The 20105-nt window shown below is 58.3% G+C and carries 15 protein-coding genes; all 15 read left to right on the forward strand.

Annotated features, from left to right (window positions below; translation table 11 throughout):
* Positions 1-11: 11 nt before the first annotated feature.
* The 15 genes from R2940_03445 to ltrA all read left to right on the forward strand — a co-directional run bounded on the left by R2940_03445 (position 12) and on the right by ltrA (position 20063).
* Complete coding sequence (locus R2940_03445; GenBank protein ID MEZ4598828.1) at positions 12-1286, forward strand: M48 family metalloprotease; 1275 nt, start codon at positions 12-14, stop codon at positions 1284-1286.
* Positions 1283-1765, forward strand: a complete 483-nt coding sequence (locus R2940_03450) for a hypothetical protein (protein ID MEZ4598829.1) — start codon at positions 1283-1285, stop codon at positions 1763-1765. Before R2940_03445 ends, R2940_03450 begins: the two co-directional genes overlap by 4 nt.
* A gap of 75 nt (positions 1766-1840) precedes the next feature.
* Positions 1841-3187 (forward strand): tRNA (N6-isopentenyl adenosine(37)-C2)-methylthiotransferase MiaB, encoded by a 1347-nt coding sequence (gene miaB / locus R2940_03455; GenBank protein ID MEZ4598830.1) that lies wholly within the window; start codon positions 1841-1843, stop codon positions 3185-3187.
* Positions 3188-3260: 73 nt separating this feature from the next.
* The gene (locus R2940_03460) at positions 3261-3914 is read left to right on the forward strand and encodes a histidinol phosphate phosphatase domain-containing protein (protein MEZ4598831.1); all 654 of its coding nucleotides are present in this window, start codon (positions 3261-3263) and stop codon (positions 3912-3914) included.
* Positions 3911-5053: a M42 family metallopeptidase gene (locus R2940_03465; protein ID MEZ4598832.1), complete on the forward strand. Its 1143-nt coding sequence runs from the start codon at positions 3911-3913 to the stop codon at positions 5051-5053. The genes R2940_03460 and R2940_03465 overlap by 4 nt, the downstream gene beginning before the upstream one ends.
* 221 nt (positions 5054-5274) lie before the next feature.
* Positions 5275-6747 (forward strand): IMP dehydrogenase, encoded by a 1473-nt coding sequence (gene guaB, locus R2940_03470; protein MEZ4598833.1) that lies wholly within the window; start codon positions 5275-5277, stop codon positions 6745-6747.
* A gap of 153 nt (positions 6748-6900) precedes the next feature.
* Positions 6901-8463 (forward strand): glutamine-hydrolyzing GMP synthase, encoded by a 1563-nt coding sequence (gene guaA, locus R2940_03475; protein ID MEZ4598834.1) that lies wholly within the window; start codon positions 6901-6903, stop codon positions 8461-8463.
* A 4-nt stretch (positions 8464-8467) separates the two neighbouring features.
* Positions 8468-9493 carry a WYL domain-containing protein gene (locus tag R2940_03480; protein MEZ4598835.1) on the forward strand — a complete coding sequence of 342 codons (1026 nt, stop codon included), beginning with the start codon at positions 8468-8470 and terminating at the stop codon, positions 9491-9493.
* A 68-nt stretch (positions 9494-9561) separates the two neighbouring features.
* Positions 9562-9996, forward strand: coding sequence for a hypothetical protein (locus R2940_03485; GenBank protein MEZ4598836.1), 435 nt, complete (start codon positions 9562-9564; stop codon positions 9994-9996).
* A 120-nt stretch (positions 9997-10116) separates the two neighbouring features.
* Entirely contained in the window at positions 10117-10716 is a 600-nt protein-coding gene (locus R2940_03490) for a Maf family protein (protein MEZ4598837.1), read from the forward strand.
* A 227-nt stretch (positions 10717-10943) separates the two neighbouring features.
* Positions 10944-14417: a DNA polymerase III subunit alpha gene (dnaE, locus tag R2940_03495; GenBank protein ID MEZ4598838.1), complete on the forward strand. Its 3474-nt coding sequence runs from the start codon at positions 10944-10946 to the stop codon at positions 14415-14417.
* A 56-nt stretch (positions 14418-14473) separates the two neighbouring features.
* Positions 14474-15427, forward strand: coding sequence for an acetyl-CoA carboxylase carboxyltransferase subunit alpha (locus R2940_03500; protein MEZ4598839.1), 954 nt, complete (start codon positions 14474-14476; stop codon positions 15425-15427).
* Between the two features lie 98 nt (positions 15428-15525).
* Entirely contained in the window at positions 15526-16266 is a 741-nt protein-coding gene (locus R2940_03505; GenBank protein ID MEZ4598840.1) for a septal ring lytic transglycosylase RlpA family protein, read from the forward strand.
* A 136-nt stretch (positions 16267-16402) separates the two neighbouring features.
* Positions 16403-17989, forward strand: a complete 1587-nt coding sequence (locus R2940_03510) for a GGDEF domain-containing protein (GenBank protein ID MEZ4598841.1) — start codon at positions 16403-16405, stop codon at positions 17987-17989.
* Between the two features lie 805 nt (positions 17990-18794).
* Positions 18795-20063, forward strand: a complete 1269-nt coding sequence (gene ltrA, locus R2940_03515) for a group II intron reverse transcriptase/maturase (GenBank protein ID MEZ4598842.1) — start codon at positions 18795-18797, stop codon at positions 20061-20063.
* Positions 20064-20105: the final 42 nt, after the last annotated feature.

The raw sequence follows: 20105 nt of genomic DNA on the forward strand, positions 1-20105 counted from the left end.
TAGGGGTGTGGTTGGCAGCAGGTCTCGTCCTTGCAGGCTGTGCCGTCAATCCGGTCACCGGGAGAAGCGAACTGGCCCTGATGCAGGTTTCGACGGATCAGGAGATTGAAATCGGCCGTAAAACCTTTCCCGAGGCCGTTCAGCAGATGGGCGGGGAGTACCGCGATCCTGCCCTTAACAACTACGTTCGTCAGGTAGGGCAAAAGATCGCACGGACCACTCAGCGTCCCGACCTCCCCTTCGAATTCAAGGTGTTGAACGATTCCACGCCCAACGCATTCGCTCTTCCGGGCGGTTTCATCGGCATTACCAGGGGGCTGCTGACCGATATGGAGAACGAGGCCCAGCTGGCCTCCGTGCTCGGACATGAGCTGGGACATGTCACCGCCCGCCACTCGGTTCAGGGCATGCAGCGGGGCACTCTTCTCAACCTCGGCATGGTTGTGCTGTCGGGGGTGACCGGAGAATCGGCCTACGGTGCTCTGGCACAGAAGACCGGGCAGGTCGCCGCCCAGCTGCTCGACAACACCTACAGCAGGGAGCAGGAGAGGGAATCGGACCGGTTGGGCGTGGATTATATGGTGCTGGCGGGATATGATCCGCAGGGCGCCGTCCAGCTGCAGGAATATTTTTATCGGCAGGTCGAGCGGGGGGCCGAACCGGCGCTGATTACCGGCCTGTTTCGAACCCATCCCTTTTCCAAGGAGCGGATGATCGATCTGCAGAGCTATATCGCCGGAAAATATCCCCAGATTGCAGGAAATCCCCGCTATGTTATGAATCCGCAGCCTTTTCAGCGGGCCGTGGCCGGGCTGCTGGGCGCTAAAAAAGGCTTCGAACTTCATGATCAGGCCGCCAAACTCGAAGAACAGGGACAGCTGTCCCAGGCTATTGCCCTTTACCTGCAGGCGGCCGCGGCGGCCCCCAATCAAAGTCTGATCCTGGCAGATCTGGGTATGGCCTACGCGCGCGCCGGGGATCTCGAATCGGGGCGCCGTCACCTCGCCCAGGCGGTGAAACTCGATGACGGGTATTTCCGTTCCCGGCTGGGGCTTGGCTATGTCCTCCTCGAGAAAAATCTTCCGGCTGATGCCAGCAAACATCTCGAAGCCAGCATGAAGCTGCTGCCGACCCTGCAGGGGGGCTATCTTCTGGGCCGAAGCTATGAATCGACGGGACGGAAAAAGGAGGCTGCCGAGCTCTATCTGGCCGTCTCCAAAGCGGATGCCGGAGGGCGTCTGGGCAAAGCTGCCGCAGAACGACTCCGGATCATGGAGGGACGGTGAGGCGCTGGCGGGACCATCTTCAGGAAGGGGAAACCCTCTGCTGGGAAGGGCGCCCCGCGCCCCGCGCCTTCACCTATCGCCAGTGGCGCTGGTCGGCGGCGACCCTGTTGCTTGCCGCGGTCGGCCTCGGTGCATCAGCCACACTGCGGTGGCCGCTGACTCTGCACCCCGTCATCCTGGCGTGTCTCGGCCTGCTGTTTGTCTGGGGTACGGTCGGTCACCTGATCTATTCCCGGTTGGCCTGGGAAAAAGAGTTCTATGCGCTGACCGATCGTCGCCTGCTGGTGAAGTCCGGTCTCTTTCAACATAGAATTACCGTATTCGACCGGTTGAGCCTGTGCGGAATGAGGCTCAGATACCTGGCACCCTCTCTGTGCACTGTTTCCCTGCAAAGGCGGGACGGGAGCGGCTCGATCAAGCTGATCTGCCTGGAGCATCCCGAACTCCTGCTGGAAAAGCTTGCTGTAGCCGGGAAATGAATTGCTTTTTGTTTTTCTGTTGGCTAGCATCATCGATTCAATTTGTCTCTCACAAAAAACGGATAGATCTGTTTCATGGATAAAAAAAACAGCAAGCGGTTTTATCTGGAAACGTTCGGTTGCCAGATGAATGTGGTCGATTCGGAGCAGATCGTTGGCATCCTCCGGCAGGCAGGGTATGGACAGACCGAGGCCGCTGAATCCGCGGATCTGATTCTGCTCAACACCTGCTCGATCCGGGCTCGGGCCGAGCGGAAGGTCTATGGTCATCTCGGCCGTTTCAAACCCCTGAAGGAACGCAATCCCTCCCTGATCCTTGCCGTCGGTGGATGCGTGGCGCAGCACGAAGGGGAGCGGATGCTGGAAAAGGTTCCCTATCTGGACATCGTTTTCGGCACGCATAACGTCCATCGCCTGGGCGAGATGCTGGAAACCGTGAAAAAGGAGCGGCGCCGGTGCATCGAGGTCGATTTTCTCGACGAAGAGCAGCGCCGTAGCCTTTTCCCTCCCCGGCTCCCGAGTTCGGAGGTTTCCCGTTTCGTCACCGTGATTCAGGGTTGCGACAATTTCTGCGCCTACTGCATCGTTCCCCATGTCAGGGGTCGGGAGGTCAGTCGGGCGAGCGGCGAGATTGTGGCGGAAGTGCGGGAGCTGGTGTCCCAGGGGGCGGCGGAAATCACCCTGGTCGGCCAGAACGTCAACTCCTATGGCTTGAAGGAAGGAAACGAGATCTCCTTTGCCCGGCTGCTGCGGCGGGTCCACGAGATTGAAGGGCTGCAGCGGCTCCGCTTCATCACCTCCCACCCCAAGGACCTGTCCGACGAGCTGATCGACTGTTTCGGCGATCTGCCCAAGGTGTGCAAGCACATCCACCTCCCGGTTCAGGCCGGTTCCGACCGGATTCTTGACGCAATGGGCAGGGGGTACGACCGAAAGCTGTATCTGGACAAGGTGGACCGTTTGCGGCGGGTCTGCCCGGATATCCGCATTACCTCCGACGTCATCGTCGGTTTCCCCGGGGAGGCAGAGGAAGATTTCGAGCAGACCCTCGATCTTCTGCGGCGGGCCTTCTTCATGGAAATCTATTCCTTCATCTTCTCCCCCCGGGAGGGAACCGCTGCAGCACTGCTGCGGGATGCGACTCCGGCCGAAGTCAAGCAGGAGCGCTTCGATCGCATGCTGGCCCTGCAGGATGAAATCACCCGGAATTACCATGAGGGGGATGTGGGAAAAATCCTGCCGGTACTGGTTGAGGGGGAGAGCCGGCAGGGCGGCGGGCAGCTCTTCGGAAGAACCACCTGGAACCGGATCGTCAACTTCAGGGGTGACAGAAGACTGATCGGCTGCACCGTCCCGGTGCGCCTGGTTCAGGCCCAGCGAAACTCCCACATCGGGGTCCTGGTCGAGGCTCAGGTGGCGTAGGGTTGCCGTTCAAATAACAAAAGCCGATTTCGATTTCGAAAAATAAAACTATTCAATTGATTGCGGAGTCCTCATGATCGATCTCCATACCCATTCCATTTTCAGCGACGGCGAGCTGATTCCCGCAGAACTGACACGACGGGCCGCCGTCGCCGGCTATCGTGCCCTCGGCATTACCGATCACGGCGACATGTCCAACATGGATCTGATCATTCCCCGCATCGTCCGGGTAGCCGGCCAGTTGGGGGAGGCCTGGGGAATAACGGTGGTGCCGGGCATCGAATTGACCCATATTCCTCCGGCACTGATCGCCGATGCCGCGCAGGAGGCCCGTGCCCTTGGGGCCCGGCTGGTGGTTTGCCATGGCGAGACTCTGGCCGAGCCGGTCGCCGAGGGAACCAACCGGGCGGCGCTGCTGGCCGATATCGATATCCTCGCCCATCCGGGGCTGATTTCAGCGGAAGAGGTGGCCCTGGCCGCGAAGCGCGGCATCTGCCTGGAAATCACCACTCGCGCCGGCCATTCGCTGAGCAACGGCCATGTCGCCCGCGTGGCCCTGGCAGGCGGGGCGAAGCTGGTGGTCAATAGCGACAGCCACGCCCCCAGGGACCTGACCTCCCTCCACCGGGCCCGCCTGATCGCCCTCGGCGCCGGTCTGAGCGAAGAGCAGTTCGAACAGTGCCGAAAAAACGGCGAGGACCTGGTCAAAAGGATAATGATTGATTGAAGGTTTTGATCCTGGTCCATTCCGTCCACAACGTCCATAACGTCCATAACGCTCTTGCCGAAAGGAAGATCATGAACGATAAAGATTTCGCATTCTTGCAGGAAATGGTGGAAACTCCCAGCCCCTCCGGCTTCGAACAGCCGGTACAGCGGATCGTCAGGCGGGAGATGGAGGGTGTTGCCGACGAGATCCGGACCGATGTCATGGGCAATGTGATCGCCCGCCTGCGGGGACCCGCCGACGGGTTGAAGGTCATGCTGGCCGGGCATTGCGACGAGATCGGCTTCATGATCCGCTATATCGACGAAAACGGCTTTCTCTATTTCGCCCCCATCGGCGGCGTGGACGCCCATCTGGTTCCCGGGCAAAGGGTGCACATCCACACGACCAACGGTCCGATCCTCGGAGTGGTTGGCAAAAAGCCGATCCATCTCATGGAGCAGAAGGATCGAGAGACGGTGGTCAAGCTGTCCAGTCAGTTCATCGACATCGGCTGTGCCGACGGGGATGCCGCCAAGAAGCTGGTTTCCGTCGGCGACCCCGTGACATTCGCCGTCGGCCTGGAGCGTCTGCAGGGGGATCTGGTCGCATCGCGGGCCTTCGATGACAAGATGGGAGCCTTCATCGTCACCCAGGTCCTCAAGGAGGTGCGCAGACGCGGGCCGATACCGGTGGACCTGTACGGCGTGACGACGGTCCAGGAGGAGATCGGCCTGCGGGGTGCGACGACAAGTACCTACGGCGTTGATCCCGCTGTCGGTATTGCCATCGATGTCGGTTTTGCCACCGATTTTCCCGGAGTGGAAAAGAAGGAGATCGGGGAATTCAAGGTCGGGCAGGGTCCGATCATCTCCCGGGGCGCCAATATCAATCCCGCCCTGTACGAACTGCTGCTGGCCACCGCCAGGGAGGAGCAGATCCCGTTCCAGATCATGGGCGCGCCCCGGGCCACCGGCACCGACGCCAACGCCATGCAGCTTTCCCGGGGAGGCGTTGCCGCCGCCCTGCTTCAGGTCCCCTTGCGCTACATGCATTCACCGGTGGAGGTGCTGTCCCTGGCCGACCTGGAGAACACCATCAAACTGCTGGCCGGACTGATGCCGCGCCTGGCCGCCGCGGGGTCCTTTATCCCTAATTAACGCAAAATGTCATTCCCGAGGCGATTTTGATCGGGAATCCAGCCGTTAAAACCCCGAAATCGTGGATGCCCGATAGAACCCCTAGGGCATGACGGCACGAATCTGAGACTGCATGCTCTTCGTGGCGCAAACTCTTTTTCCACAGTTTTTCATTTGACGCAGGGCGGGTGATTTGACTAACATGGCCGATTAATATTTTTACCCAAAGCAAGGAGAAGGCGATGCAGGGTCATGGTGAAATACAGGAAGGTTTAACATTCGACGACGTCTTGCTTGTGCCCGCCCATTCGACGGTCCTGCCCAAGGAAGTCGACCTTACAACGAGTCTGACCGCCCAAATTCAGCTGAACGTGCCGTTGCTTTCCGCAGCCATGGATACCGTTACCGAGGCGCGGACCGCCATCGGCATGGCCCGGGAAGGCGGCATGGGTATCGTGCACAAGAACATGTCGCCGGCGGAGCAGGCTCTCGAGGTCGATCAGGTCAAAAAATCGGAAAGCGGCATGATCGTCGATCCCATTACCATGCGGCCGGACCAGAAGATTTTCGAAGCCCTGGAGTTGATGGAGAAATATCGCATCTCCGGCGTGCCGATCACCGAGGGGGGCAAGCTGGTCGGCATTCTGACCAACCGCGACCTTCGTTTTGAAACCCGGCTCGAACAGCCGATTTCTAACGTCATGACCAAGGAAAATCTGGTCACCGTTCCCCCTGGAACGACTCTCGAAGAAGCCAAATACCATCTGCACAAGCACCGCATTGAAAAGCTGCTGGTGGTCGATGAACATTTTGCCCTGAAAGGGCTGATCACCATCAAAGACATTGAAAAAGTCCGCAAATATCCCTTCGCCTGCAAGGACGAACTGGGGCGGCTGCGCGTCGGCGCGGCAGTGGGCGTCGGCAACGATCGTGAGGAACGGCTCGAGGCTCTGGTCAGGGCCGGGGTTGACGTGGTGGTCCTGGATACCGCCCACGGCCACTCAAAAGCCGTCCTGGAAGCGATTGTGGATACCCGGCGGGCCTATCCGGAACTGCAACTGGTGGCTGGAAACATCGCGACCGCCGAAGCCGCCGAGGCCCTGATCAGGGCGGGAGCCGATGCGGTCAAGGTCGGCATCGGACCGGGATCGATCTGCACCACCCGCGTCGTGGCCGGTGTCGGGGTGCCCCAGATCACCGCTATCATGGAGGTGGCCAAGGTCACCCGCAAGGCGGGGATCCCCCTGATCGCCGACGGCGGCATCAAGTATTCCGGTGAACTGCCCAAGGCCGTCGCCGCAGGCGCCGACGTGATCATGATCGGCTCCCTGTTCGCCGGCACCGAAGAATCCCCCGGTGAAACAATCCTGTACCAGGGGCGTACCTACAAGTCCTATCGCGGCATGGGCAGTCTCGGCGCCATGAAGCAGGGGAGCAAGGACCGCTATTTTCAGGGGGACGTGGAAACCGAGGTGAAACTGGTGCCCGAAGGGGTTGAGGGGCGGGTTCCCTTTCGCGGCAACCTGTCCGACAACGTTCACCAGCTGCTCGGAGGTCTGCGTGCCGGAATGGGCTATACCGGCTGCCGCAATCTCAAGGAGCTGCAGGAAAAGGCCCGTTTCATCCGCATCACCAACGCCGGCCTGCGCGAATCCCACGTCCACGACGTCAATATCACCCACGAGGCACCCAACTACCGGGTGGAGCGGAGCTGATACAGAGGCTTAGGTTGTAGACTTCGGTTTGAGTCGAAATCGAAATCGCTATCGAAATCGATATCGGATTTTGGGTTTTCGTTTTTTCGACCCCGACGCCGATTTCGATTTTGATTTCGATAAAACCAAAACACCTGCTTCTTTGGAGTACCCATGCACCAGGACATTCACCGCGAAAAGATCCTCATTCTCGATTTCGGCTCCCAGTACACCCAGCTCATCGCCCGGCGGGTGCGGGAAGCGCATGTCTACTGTGAGCTGCACCCCTTCGACATGTCTCTGGAGGCGATCAGGGCTTTCGCTCCCCGGGGGATCATTCTTTCCGGAGGACCGAAGTCGGTTTACGAGGACGGAGCTCCGGCCATTGCCGAAGAGCTGTTCGAGCTGGGGGTTCCCGTGCTGGGGATCTGCTACGGCATGCAGCTGATGAGCCGCCATTTCGGCGGGGAGGTGGTGCCGGCGGGAAAGCGGGAATACGGGCACGCGGACCTGCATGCCGCGGGGGAACCCGGTCCGATTTTCGAGGGCTTTTTCCTTGATGGCAGAAGCCCGGTCTGGATGAGCCACGGCGACCATGTGGCCCGGGTACCGGCAGGCTTCGAGGTGGTGGCGTCGACGGAAAATGCTCCGGTCTGCGTCATCCAGGACGTATCGCGCAAGCTGTACGGCGTGCAGTTCCATCCCGAGGTGAACCACACCCCACGGGGGGAGCTGCTGCTCGATGCCTTTGTCCGGCAGATCTGCGGCTGCACCGGCAAATGGACGCCGGGCAACATCATCGAGGACGCCGTGGCCCGGATTCGCGAGCAGGTCGGCAAGGACCGGGTCATTCTCGGCCTGTCCGGCGGAGTCGATTCCTCGGTGGCGGCGACCCTGATCCATCGGGCCATCGGCGATCAGCTGATCTGCGTCTTCGTCGACAACGGCCTGTTGCGGCTGGGGGAGGGGGATCAGGTCATGGCCACCTTCGCCGAAAACATGGGGGTCAAGGTCATCCGCGTCGATGCCGAAGAGCGTTTTCTGAAGGCTCTGGCCGGCGAGGCCGACCCGGAAAGGAAGCGCAAGATCATCGGCAATCTCTTCGTCGATATCTTCGAGGAAGAGGCGGCCAGGATCACCGACGCCCGGTGGCTGGCCCAGGGCACCATCTATCCCGATGTCATCGAATCGGCCGGGGGCAAGACCGGCAAGGCCCATAATATCAAGAGCCATCACAATGTCGGGGGCCTGCCCGATTACATGAAACTGTCGTTGCTCGAACCGCTGCGGGAACTGTTCAAGGACGAGGTGCGGGCCATCGGCGAGGAGATGGGCCTGCCCCACCAGATGGTGTGGAGACATCCGTTTCCCGGTCCCGGTCTCGGCGTGCGCATCCTCGGCGAGATCAAAAAGGAATACGCCGACATTTTGCGGCGGGCGGATGCCATCTATATCGAGGAACTCTACCGCACGGGACATTACGACAAGATCAGCCAGGCCTTCGCCGTCTTTCTGCCGGTCAAAAGTGTCGGCGTGATGGGCGACGGTCGCACCTATGAATACGTCGTCGCCCTGCGCGCCGTCGAAACCAAAGACTTCATGACCGCCGGCTGGTATCCACTGCCCTATGGCGATCTCGCCCACATCAGCGGGCGGATCATCAACGAGGTCAAAGGGGTCAACCGTGTCGTCTACGACATCTCCAGCAAACCCCCGGCAACCATCGAATGGGAATGAGCCGGTGGCTGCAAAAAGCCTCGGACGCCGGGGAAAACCGGCCAAAAAGTACAGCCAGGCCGCCCGCCTGCACGACGTCATCCGGCTGCTGGAAGCCCGCCATGGGACCACGGTCGACGAGCTGGCCGAAGAGTGCGGAGTCAATCGGCGCACCATCTACCGGGATCTGGCCGTCATTGAAGAAGCCGGATACCCCCTGGTCAAGGAAACCGGCACAGACGGACGCGTGCTCTACCGCTTTCTGACCGGTTTCAGCAAGATTCCGCCGATCACTTTCAGTCTGCCTGAGCTGATGACCCTCTTTCTGTGCCGGGGTCAACTCGCTTTTCTGCAGGGAACGCCTTTTCAGGATGACCTCGACGCCGTTTTCAGCCGTATCAGGGCCGGTCTGCCGCCGCGCAGCGTGGCTCACCTGGAGCGGTTGGCCGAAGTGGTGACGCCCCGGTTCCAGGGGCTGCGGGATTATCGGGAGAAAAGGCAGATTCTCGAAGAGCTGAGACAGGCCCTGCTGTTTCAGTACCGGGCGACCATCCGCTACGCCCCCCCCAACCGTCCGGCCCGTGATTACCCCATCGACCCCTACACCCTGCTGTTCTATCAGAACGCGCTCTATCTCGGCGGTTATGCGCACAACCGCAAGGACCTGCGGCTTTTTCTTCTCGACCGCATTCAGGAGGTCACGGTGAGCCGGGAACGGTTCGAGTTGCCTGAGAACTTTTCGACGAGCCACCTGACCGGTGCCGCCTTCGGACTGGTCGACGATACCCCGATGGAGATTCGGGTGCGCTTCTCCCCCGAGGTGGCCCACCTCATCCGGGAAAGGGTCTGGCACTCCAGTCAGAGCCAGACCGACGAAGCCGACGGATCTGTCGTACTGTCATTTTATGCCGGTGGAGAGAAGGAGATCCTCGCCTGGCTCTATTCGTTTTTGCCTCACGTCGAAGTTCTGGCTCCCCCAAACCTGCGGCAGTCCTTCTACCGGGGACTTGCCGTCGCCATAGAAAGATCGGGCCTTCCGGACGAAGTGTGACATATTCTGTCTTTCGCTCCGGTCATACTCCAGACTGTCAGAAGACTTCAACAGAGGAGGAAAGGGCGATGATCGTTCTCGATGTTCAGCAGGAAACGACCGGCGCAGTCTATTTCGACATTCACCATCTGGAGGTGCAGAAAAACAGAAAAAAGCCCTGCTACCTGATGGCGGGCACTCTCGGCGACGGCTGGTACGAGGGGGAGGTTTCGGTGTCCTTCGATGACCAGATGGATGTCACTTTTGCCGATGAATGGCTGGACCGATCCTCTCTTGAGGATTTTTTCCGCCGGGTAAGGCGCGAGGATATCTGTGCCGCCCTGTCCGGGATCCTGCAGGAGACCATCGGCAGTTTGTCGCCTTTGCGGAACAGACCGACAGGCAGCAAGTCGCCGGAAGGTCCGGTTGAAGGGGAAGGGCCGGTCCGGTCCGTTTCTTGCTTAAAAAAGAGAGTCGATTGCGGTTTCGTCTCCTCCGGGCAGGCCCGTTGGCGGGCAGCCTGAGTTTGTTCCGCATCGCGCCTGTTTGGAGGGAGAAACCTGCACCTGTGCCGTTTGATTCCCTACGCCATTGCATTTCATGATCATCTGGAGTAAAAAAGGGGATTCCGGAAAAAAGGTGTGATGATCATGAAATCGGTGGTTTTGGCCTCGACAAGTCCTTATCGGCTGCAGCTGCTGCGCCAGCTCGGGATCCCCTTCCATGTAGCCCCCCCTCTCTTCCAGGAAAAGATCGACCAGGAAGTGGCGCCAGAACTTCTGGTGAAGCATCTGGCGGCGAACAAGGCCAGGAGCCTGGTTGAAAAATATCCGCGCTCGCTGATCATCGGGGCCGATCAGGTTTTCGCCGATCCTCGGGGCCGTATCCACGGCAAGCCGGGAACCTTCGAAGAGGCTTTCAAACAGCTGCGGGAGATGTCCGGAAAATGTCACACTTTCTATACCGGCATCTCGGTGCTGGATAGCGACACCGGCGAGGCACTGACCGATTTCGCCACCTATACCGTGACCCTGCGCAAGCTTTCTCCCGAGCAGATCCAGAATTACCTGCAGCGGGAGCAGCCCTTCGATTGCGCCGGCTCCTTCAAGGTGGAGGGCCTGGGTATCAGCCTGATTCAGGAAATGAAGGGGAACGACTACACCACTTTGATCGGCCTGCCGCTGATCAAGACGATCGACTTCCTCGGCTATTTCGGTGTCCCCGTGCTCGGTTCCGGGGAATAGCCAAACTTTACGGGCGGCGATTGAGTAGAAAAAGTAGGTATTTTTAGGCTTCGTCATGCCCTAGTGATTTTATCGGGCATCCATGTACTCAGCGACTATCAGACAGGATTCCCGATCAAAACCTTTTCGGGAATGACATATTGTCTGACCGCCAAGAATGGATTGAAATGATTTCCGACCCCGATAGCTTCGATCAGATTTTAATTGAGGTTGACCAGTAAGACCAAATGAGTACTCCCAATTTCGTACATCTTCATGTTCACAGTCAATACAGCCTGCTGGATGGCGCGATCCGTCTTGGCGATCTGGTGAAGCGGGCGGCGGCCTGCCATATGCCCGCCGTGGCCATGACCGATCATGGCAACATGTTCGGCGCCGTTGAATTCTACAGCCTGGCCCGGTCGGCAAACATCAAACCGATCCTCGGCTGCGAGGTTTATGTCGCCCCCGGCTCCCGTTTCGACAAGACCAATGCCCGCGGGTCCTCCGAAGCATCCTACCATCTGGTCCTCCTTTGCCAGAATCTGACCGGCTACCGCAATCTTTGCCGGATGGTGTCAGCCGGTTTTCGGGAGGGGTTCTATTACAAGCCCCGGATCGACTGGGAGATGATCGAACAGCACAATGAGGGCCTGATCGCCATGACCGCCTGCCTGGGCGGAGAGGTGCCGACGCTCATCAACCAGGGACGGATGGATCTGGCCCGAAACCGGGCCGAAGCCATGGCCCGGATATTCGACCAGGATCGGTTTTATCTGGAACTGCAGGAAAATTTTCTTCCCGAGCAGGCGGTGGCCAACAAGGGGCTCCTGCAACTGGGCCGGGAGCTCGGTCTGCCGCTGATTGCCACCAACGATTGCCACTACCTGACCAGGGAAGACGCCTACGCTCATGAAGTCCTGCTCAGCATCCAGACCGGCAAGACGATGGACGATCCCAACCGGATGCGGTTTGCCAACGACGAGTTCTACGTCAAGACTCCGGAAGAGATGGCCGCTCTGTTCCGGGAAGTGCCCGAGGCTCTGAGCCATACCGTTGCCATCGCAGATCGCTGCGATCTGGAGCTCGATTTCAAGACCTATCATTTTCCCCAGTATTCGACGCCTGCCGATAAAAGCCTGGACGAGGTCCTGGTTGAACAGGCGGAGCAGGGACTGGAGGAGCGGCTCAAGGACATTCGCCTGATCCGTCCCGATTTTTCCGCCGAACAGGAACAGGCCTACCGCGAGCGGCTGCAGATCGAGCTGGATACCGTCCGTTCCATGGGATTCCCCGGGTACTTTCTGATCGTCGCCGACTTCATCAACTGGGCCAAGGACAATGGCATCCCGGTGGGACCGGGCCGCGGCAGCGCCGCCGGCAGCCTGGTTGCTTACGCCATCCGGATTACCGATATCGATCCGATGCCGTACAATCTGCTGTTCGAGCGTTTTCTCAATCCCGAGCGGGTCTCCATGCCCGATATCGACGTCGACTTCTGCATCTACGGTCGCGAGGACGTGATCGATTACGTTCGGCAGAAGTACGGCGAGGCCAACGTTGCGCAGATCATCACCTTCGGCACCATGATGGCCAAGGGAGTCATCCGTGATGTCGGCAGGGCGCTGAACATGCCCTACGGCGAGGTGGACAAGATCGCCAAGCTGGTGCCGGGAGTGCTCAACATTACCCTGATGGAGGCGATGGAGCAGGAGCCCAAACTTCGGGAACTGGCCGAAAAGGATCCACAGGTCAAAAAGCTGATCGATGTCGCCCTGTCTCTGGAGGGGTTGACCCGGCATGCATCGACCCACGCCGCCGGCGTGGTGGTCACCCCCCAGCCGCTGCACGAATACCTGCCTCTCTATACCGATCCTAAATCCGCCGGTCAGGTGACCCAGTACACCATGAAGTTCGTCGAAAAAATCGGGCTGGTCAAGTTCGATTTCCTTGGTCTCAAGACCTTGACGGTCATCGCAAACGCGGTGCGGCTGATCCGGGAAGGAAAGAATCCTCATTTCGATCTTCGTCTGATCCGTGACGACGATGCCGAAACCTATCGGCTGCTGTCGGCGGGGGAGACGACCGGGGTGTTCCAGCTCGAATCCTCCGGCATGAAGGAGATGCTGGTCAAGCTCAAGCCGAGCTGTTTTGAGGACATCATCGCCGCCTGCGCCCTTTACCGCCCCGGACCTCTCGGGTCGGGGATGGTCGACGACTTCATCCTGCGCAAACACGGTAAAAAGGAGATCACCTACGATTTCCCCCAGTTGGAGCCGATCCTCAAGGACACCTACGGAGTCATCGTCTACCAGGAGCAGGTCATGCTCATCGCCCAGGTTCTGGCCCGCTACAGCCTGGGGGGCGCCGACCTGCTGCGCCGCGCCATGGGCAAGAAAAAGCCCGAGGAAATGGCCAAGCAGAAGGAAATTTTCCTCAAGGGGGCCAAGGAGAATCAGCTCGACAGCAGGAAGGCCGAGGCGGTCTTCGACCTGATGGAGAAATTCGCCGCCTACGGATTCAACAAATCCCATTCCGCCGCCTATGCCCTGGTCGCTTACCATACGGCCTACCTCAAAGCCCACTATCCCGTGGAGTTCATGGCCGCCCTGCTGACCGAGGACATGGAGAACACCGACAAGGTCATCAAGAATATCGGCGAGGTGCGGTCCATGGGAATCCAGGTCCTGCCGCCGGACATCAATGCCTCGAGCCGTTCCTTCACCGTGCATGGAAAGGCGATACGCTTCGGCCTCGGAGCGGTCAAGGGGGTTGGGGGGGCCGCCATAGAGTCGATCATGGAGGTGCGCCAGGTAGAGCCGTTTTCCTCCCTGCACGATTTCTGCGAAAGGGTCGACCTGCGCAAGGTCAACAAAAAGGTTCTCGAGGCTTTGATCAAATGCGGCGCCTTCGATTCGTTAGGCGGCAAACGGGCCCAGTACCTGGAAGCCCTGGAAGAGGCCATGGACGTCGGACAGCAGGTTCAGCGGGAAAAATCTTCCGGGCAGGACTCTTTGTTCGGCACCGAAGAAATCGTTTCCTATCGGGGCAACGGCTACGGTAAACTGCCCGAGATCGAGGAGTGGCCGGAAAAAATCCTGCTCGGATTCGAAAAGGAGGCCCTTGGCTTCTATATCACGGGCCATCCCCTGGCCCGACATGCGGCGACCCTGAAGCGGTTCGCTTCCACCGATACGGCCGGTCTTGCCGAAAGGGCGGACAAGGAGGAGGTGCGGATCGGGGGGATGGTGGCCGGCATGAAGGAGCTGATTACCAAAAAGGGCGACCGCATGGCCTTCGTGACCCTGGAGGATCTGACCGGCTCCGTCGAAATGGTGGTTTTTCCCGAGGTCTACCAGGCCTCCTCGGAATTGCTGAAAAGCGAACTGCCTCTTCTGGTCAGTGGAACGCTCGACGTGGGTGAGGAGTCCTGCAAGCTGATGGCTCGTGAAATCGTTTCTCTTCAGGACGTCAACCTGCGCCAGACCCGGAAGGTGCACTTTCGCATTACCGCGACCGGCCTTGACGAAAGCCAGCTCAGGGCGCTGCGGGATCTTGTCGTCAGGCATCGCGGGGAATGTCAGTCGCTTCTGCATCTGGTGGTGCCTAACCGTAGTGAAACGGTGTTCCGCCTGCCCGATTCCTTGCAGGTCGCGGCGAGCGATGAAATAATGGAAGAGGCCGAACGCCTGTTCGGCAGCAATGTTGTAACGTTCGAATAACACAGCCGGATTTCGAAGGCAGCCGCCCCGATGATAACCGGAAAAAGGTGATATGCATGCAATTCTATCTGGATTTTGAAAAACCCTTGATTGAACTGGAGCGCAAAATTTCCGAGTTGCGGGAATATTCCACGGATCAGGTCGACTTTTCGGGTGATATCCAGAAACTTGAAAAAAAGGCCGAGAAGCTGCGCCTGGAAATCTTCAGCAAGCTGGACCGCTGGCAGCTCACCCAGTTGGCCCGACACATCAACCGTCCCTTCACCCTCGACTACATCAAGCACATCTTTACCGACTGGTTCGAGGTTCACGGCGACCGCCTTTTTCGGGACGATCCGGCTCTGGTATGCGGCTTCGCCCGCTTTCATGGCGAACCCTGCGCCGTCATCGGCCATCAGAAAGGGCGGGACACCAAGGAAAAGGTGTTCCGTAATTTTGCCATGCCGAATCCGGAAGGGTACCGCAAGGCTCTTCGGGTGATGCAGATGGCGGAACAATTTGGTCTGCCGATTTTTACTTTCGTGGATACCCCCGGTGCTTTCCCGGGGATCGGTGCCGAGGAAAGGGGCCAGGCCGAGGCGATAGCACGCAATCTGCGTGAAATGGCTGCTTTGAAAGTTCCGGTCATCGTCACCGTCACCGGAGAAGGCGGGTCCGGAGGGGCTCTGGCCATTGCTGTCGGCAACCGGGTGCTGATGATGGAATATTCAGTTTATTCCGTTATTTCTCCCGAAGGGTGCGCCGCCATCCTGTGGAAGGACGGCACCAAGGGCCCTCTGGCCGCCGAAGCCCTGAAGCTGACCGCAAATGATATCATGGAACTCCGCTGCGTCATTGACGATGTCATTCCCGAGCCGGTCGGTGGTGCCCATACAGACCATGCACAAGCCGCCGAACTGGTGGACCGGTATTTGCAAAAACATCTGGCAGAGCTCAAAACGCTCACGCCCGATGAACTTCGAGAGCAGCGTTATCGAAAATTGCGGGGCATGAGTTTCTTCGATGAATAAGGGGGTGGGATTACGGCCCACTTTTTGCTTTGATCTATTTGTGCTCGGAAAATTTTTTCCGTCAAGGAGTCTAAAAACCGGATGACCAAGGGGGGGGCGTGTCAATTCGTGGGCTGCAACAATGTCTGGTTCTCTCAGCTGGTTGTTTTCTTCTGGCTGCCTGTGCCGGCGGTTACAAGACCCGTATCATCGATACTCCCGAAAGCCGCCATCTGAAAGGGCATCAGCGTCCCTATTCGATCAATGGCAAACGTTATGATCCCGTTCTCAGCTCCGATGGCTTTCAGGAACAAGGCATGGCCAGCTGGTACGGGCGGAAATTTCACGGCAAGAAGACCAGCAATGGAGAAATCTACGACATGCATGCCATGACCGCCGCCCACAAAACGCTACCCATGGGGACCCTGGTTCGGGTCACCAACGTGCTCAACGGCCGGGAGGTCACCGTACGCATCAATGATCGGGGCCCCTTCACCAAGGGGCGCGTCATCGATGTTTCCTATGCGGCCGCCAAACTCCTGGGGCTGGTCGGACCGGGTACCGCGCCGGTTCGTATAGAAGCCCTGGAGGGATCCCCGGTTAATCCCGCCTCTCTGGAAGGAGCCCGGGGATACGTCATCCAGTTGGGATCTTTCTCTCTTGAGGAAAATGCCCGAAGGCTTGCCAAAAGGCTCGAAAAGCAGACGGGGACGGCCAGCATCGTCCAGGAGCGGGTTGGCAGCAGTTTATATTTCCGCGTCATGGCCGGGAGGTATTCCACCTTCGATGCGGCGCAAACGGCTCGCAACAGGTTAGAAAAAGAAGGTTATTCGGATTGTTTTGTAGTTGCCAAAGATTGAATTGATATGTTCTTCTCTTTTTTCTGTTGTTTTCTCCTGCGGCAATCATTTACCTTCTAAAAAATGGTGATCAAGCTTTTTTAGCTTGCTGCCGACCTCGGCGGGCAGTGTCGCCGATGCGGCCGGGAGGAGAGATATGAGTCAGGAACCCTTTTCTGCGGATAGGATGCCCATTTCGAACAGTCCCATGCCCTTGCCCATGCCCAGGGAAATCGAAAGGCTCATACAACAAAAAATTGAAATTCCCTCCCCCCCCAGGATAGTCGTTCGGATTCTGGAAGCCGTTCGGGACGAAGACAACTGTTTCGCCGAACTGGGCAGAATCATTTCTGCCGACCCTGCCTTGACCGCCAGAATTCTCATGGTGGCCAACTCTTCCCTGTACGGGTGCAGCGGGAAGATCAAGACGATTGAAACCGCCCTGACCATCCTTGGCCTCAACGCCCTGAAAAATATTGCTCTTTCCTTCATCATAGTCAACAAACTGCAGGGTCAGAACAACGAATTATTCGATTTCGAATATTTTTGGAGGCGCTCGGTGACCGCAGCCGTTGCCGCTCAGCAGGTCTCCGAAATGCTTCAGGACAATCGGGAGGATATCTTTGTCAGCGGCCTGCTGCAGGATATCGGCATTCTGGTGATGTACCTCTACCTGGCCGATACCTACTGCACGGTACAAGCGACCAAACAGGCCACGGATGCTCCTGTCGCTCTTATTGAAAAGCAGCTGACCGGTTTTAATCATTGCGAGCTGGGCGGCGCCCTCCTCAAGCAGTGGGGCCTTCCGGAAAGTATCTATATGCCGGTCTTCTACCATCACTCCCCGCAAAACGCGCCGGAGCAGTACCGCCGACCTGCGGAAATCCTCAACATTGCCGGCAAGCTTTCCGCCGTGTATCACAGTTCTTCCCTTACCGCTGTGAGGGTTCAGGAAATCTATGGAATTCTGACTGAAAAGTTTTCCATCGAAGGAGACGTCGTGAGGCAGACCGTCGATGCTCTTGCCGATCAATCCAGTGAAGTTATGGATTTTTTCGATATACCGCCCGGGAAAATGAAGCCTTTTTCCCAAATGCTTCAGGAGGCCAACCGGGAGTTGGGGCAACTGGGCATGAGTTACGAGGAAACGGTTCTGGAACTTCATCGTGCTCGCGAGGAATCGAAGAAAAACCTCGAAAAACTGATAGAAGCCAACAAAAAATATCGAGAGATGGCTTATCGCGATGAACTGACCGGTTTGTACAATCGCCGATTCTTCCAGGAAGCCATGGCAAAGGAACTGGAGCGGATAAAGCGTTATCAGCGAGGGCTCTCCCTGCTTTTCTTCGATATCGATCTCTTCAAGCAGGTCAATGACAGCTACGGGCATCTGGCAGGGGATACAGTGCTGAAAAGCATTGCCGGCAGGATCCAGAAGATCCTGCGCTCCTCGGATGTGGTCGTACGCTATGGCGGGGACGAATTCGCCATCATTATGCCGGAAACCGACAGGAAGGGGCTGCAGGAGTTTGCCGAACGCATGCGCCGCGAGATCGAGAGCCTTGAAGTCCAAATGGACGGAGACTCCCTGCAAGTGACCGTCAGCATAGGTGCGGCCGCCTTCTCGGGCGGAGTGGCCCTCGCCAAAACCAGCATGCTGGAGGTGGTGGACAAGGCCATCTATCTGGCTAAGAAGGCCGGCCGCAATTCCATCCATGTCGTGGAGTACGGTGATCTTTCCTGAATCCTATCCAACTGTTATCCTACCTTGACAGCCCCCGCAGACGCTTTCTGCGGGGGCTGTTTTTAGTTTGCCCAGCGAAGCGGGCAAACCCGGCCTGTTGAAAGAAACAGGCGTCACCCCGACCAGGGGGAAGACAATCCGAATCGCAAGGGCGTTGCTGGCAACGGCAGGGTCTGAAGGAAGCGATAGGAAGTGATCTGCACATAGCGCAAGCGAACCTGATTCGGCGCTGCGGGTGGGCAAGCGTCTTAAATAGCGCGAAGCCCGATACCTGGTCAGACCCGTGGCGTGGTTGAGGATGGCGTAGCTCACAGGGAACTCGTAGTAACTGGGGAAGCCTCGTATCGTTCCGAAAATCGGCGGTCGATTTCCGGAAAAGGGCGGCACAAGAGGAGACTCAAGGCCAAGCGATGCGGTGCGAGGTGGCAGAAGATTCCGTAGTAGTGATGAAGTCCCGGCCTGTGAAAGCTGGTAACAGACTGGAGGGTAAAACCGGGATGATCCGCTGCTTGGTCGGCGGGGGCCGCCATGTGCCAAAAGCCATGAGCGGAATGCGAAGGGATGACGTCTACTCGAAGGTCTTCGGAAACTGCATTTTCACGTCACGCCGGACACAAGCCGCCCGACGGGGTGGGACACGCTAACGGCGGTAGCCCGTGACAGGGGTCTGCCGGTAATGGTCGTCCAGCGAAGTAACCGGGATACGCTGTCGTAGATTGCCCATGAGGGATAAAAGGCGACGGTCTTCCGGCCAAGAGCGCGAGGCACGGCGGAAGGGGCAGGGCAAGGAGACGCAGGAACAAGCATGGCGAAGAAATACTACAGTCTCTATGACCGCATGGTGCATGAGAAGGGACTGCTTCAGGCATATGCCAAGGTCAAATCCAACAAGGGCAAGCCCGGCATCGACGGGCAGTCCGTGGAGGATTTTGCCGCGCATCTGCCCGAAGAGATCGCCCTGCTTGTACGCGAACTGCGGCAGAAGAGCTACCGCCCCTTACCGGTCAAGCGGGTCGAAATCCCCAAAGCCGGTGGAGGGAAGCGGTTGCTCGGCATTCCCGCGGTTCGCGACCGGGTTGTCCAGCAAGCCTTGCTGAACATTCTGCAGCCGCTATTCGATCCGGAATTTCATCCATCGAGCTACGGCTATCGGCCCGGGCGAAGCCCACACCAGGCGATCGCCAAGGCCAGCCTGTTCATCCGGCGGTATGAGTTCAAGTGGGTGGCGGACATGGACCTATCGCGGTGCTTTGACACCCTGGACCATGATCTCATCCTTCGGAGCTTTCGCCGGAAGATCGCCGATGGCAGTATTCTGGGGTTGCTGCGGATGTTTCTGCAAAGTGGGGTGATGACCACGGAAGGGTGGCAGGCGAGCGAAGAAGGCAGTCCCCAAGGCGGGGTCATCAGCCCCTTCATCGCCAACGTCTACCTCGATGCCTTCGACCAGTTCATGAAGAGTCGGGGGTATCGAATCGTCCGCTATGCGGACGATATTCTGATCCTCACCCGCTCGAAAAGCGCGGCACACCATGCCCTCAAGGTGGCAAGAGAATACCTGGAAAGGGAGCTTCGCCTTACCGTCAATGAACAAAAAAGTCGCATCGTCTCCAGCTTCGAGGGCGTCAGCTATCTTGGCGTCACGATCCACACCAAGTACACCCGGATCAAGCGAGAGAAGGTGCGCGAGTTCAAGGACAAGGTGAAGAAAATCACCCAGCGCAACTCGCCAGTCAACCTGGCCAAGGTCATTGCCGACCTGAATCCGGTGATACGCGGGTTTGCCAACTACTTCCGAGTGGCCAACTGCCGCAAAGAGTTTGGAGCGCTGATGCAGTGGATCAGAAGGCGCCTGCGAGCCAAGCAGTTGAGACAGTGGAAAAAGCCCCAAAGGCTGCACCGCAGATTGAGACAGCTTGGCTATCAGGGGGAGTTCAAGGCAATAAAGATGAACTCTTGGTGCAATGCCGCCAGCAATCTGGCTAACTACGCCATTCCCAACAGCTATTTAAGGGAATTGGGTCTTTTTGAGATGGCTTCGGTACAAACCGGATACCTGCCTCAGGACTACTGAGAGAAAGAAAAGACAGGAGCCGTGTACGAGGCCCGTACGCAC

The sequence above is a fragment of the Syntrophotaleaceae bacterium genome (assembly GCA_041390365.1).
Classification (GTDB): domain Bacteria; phylum Desulfobacterota; class Desulfuromonadia; order Desulfuromonadales; family Syntrophotaleaceae; genus JAWKQB01.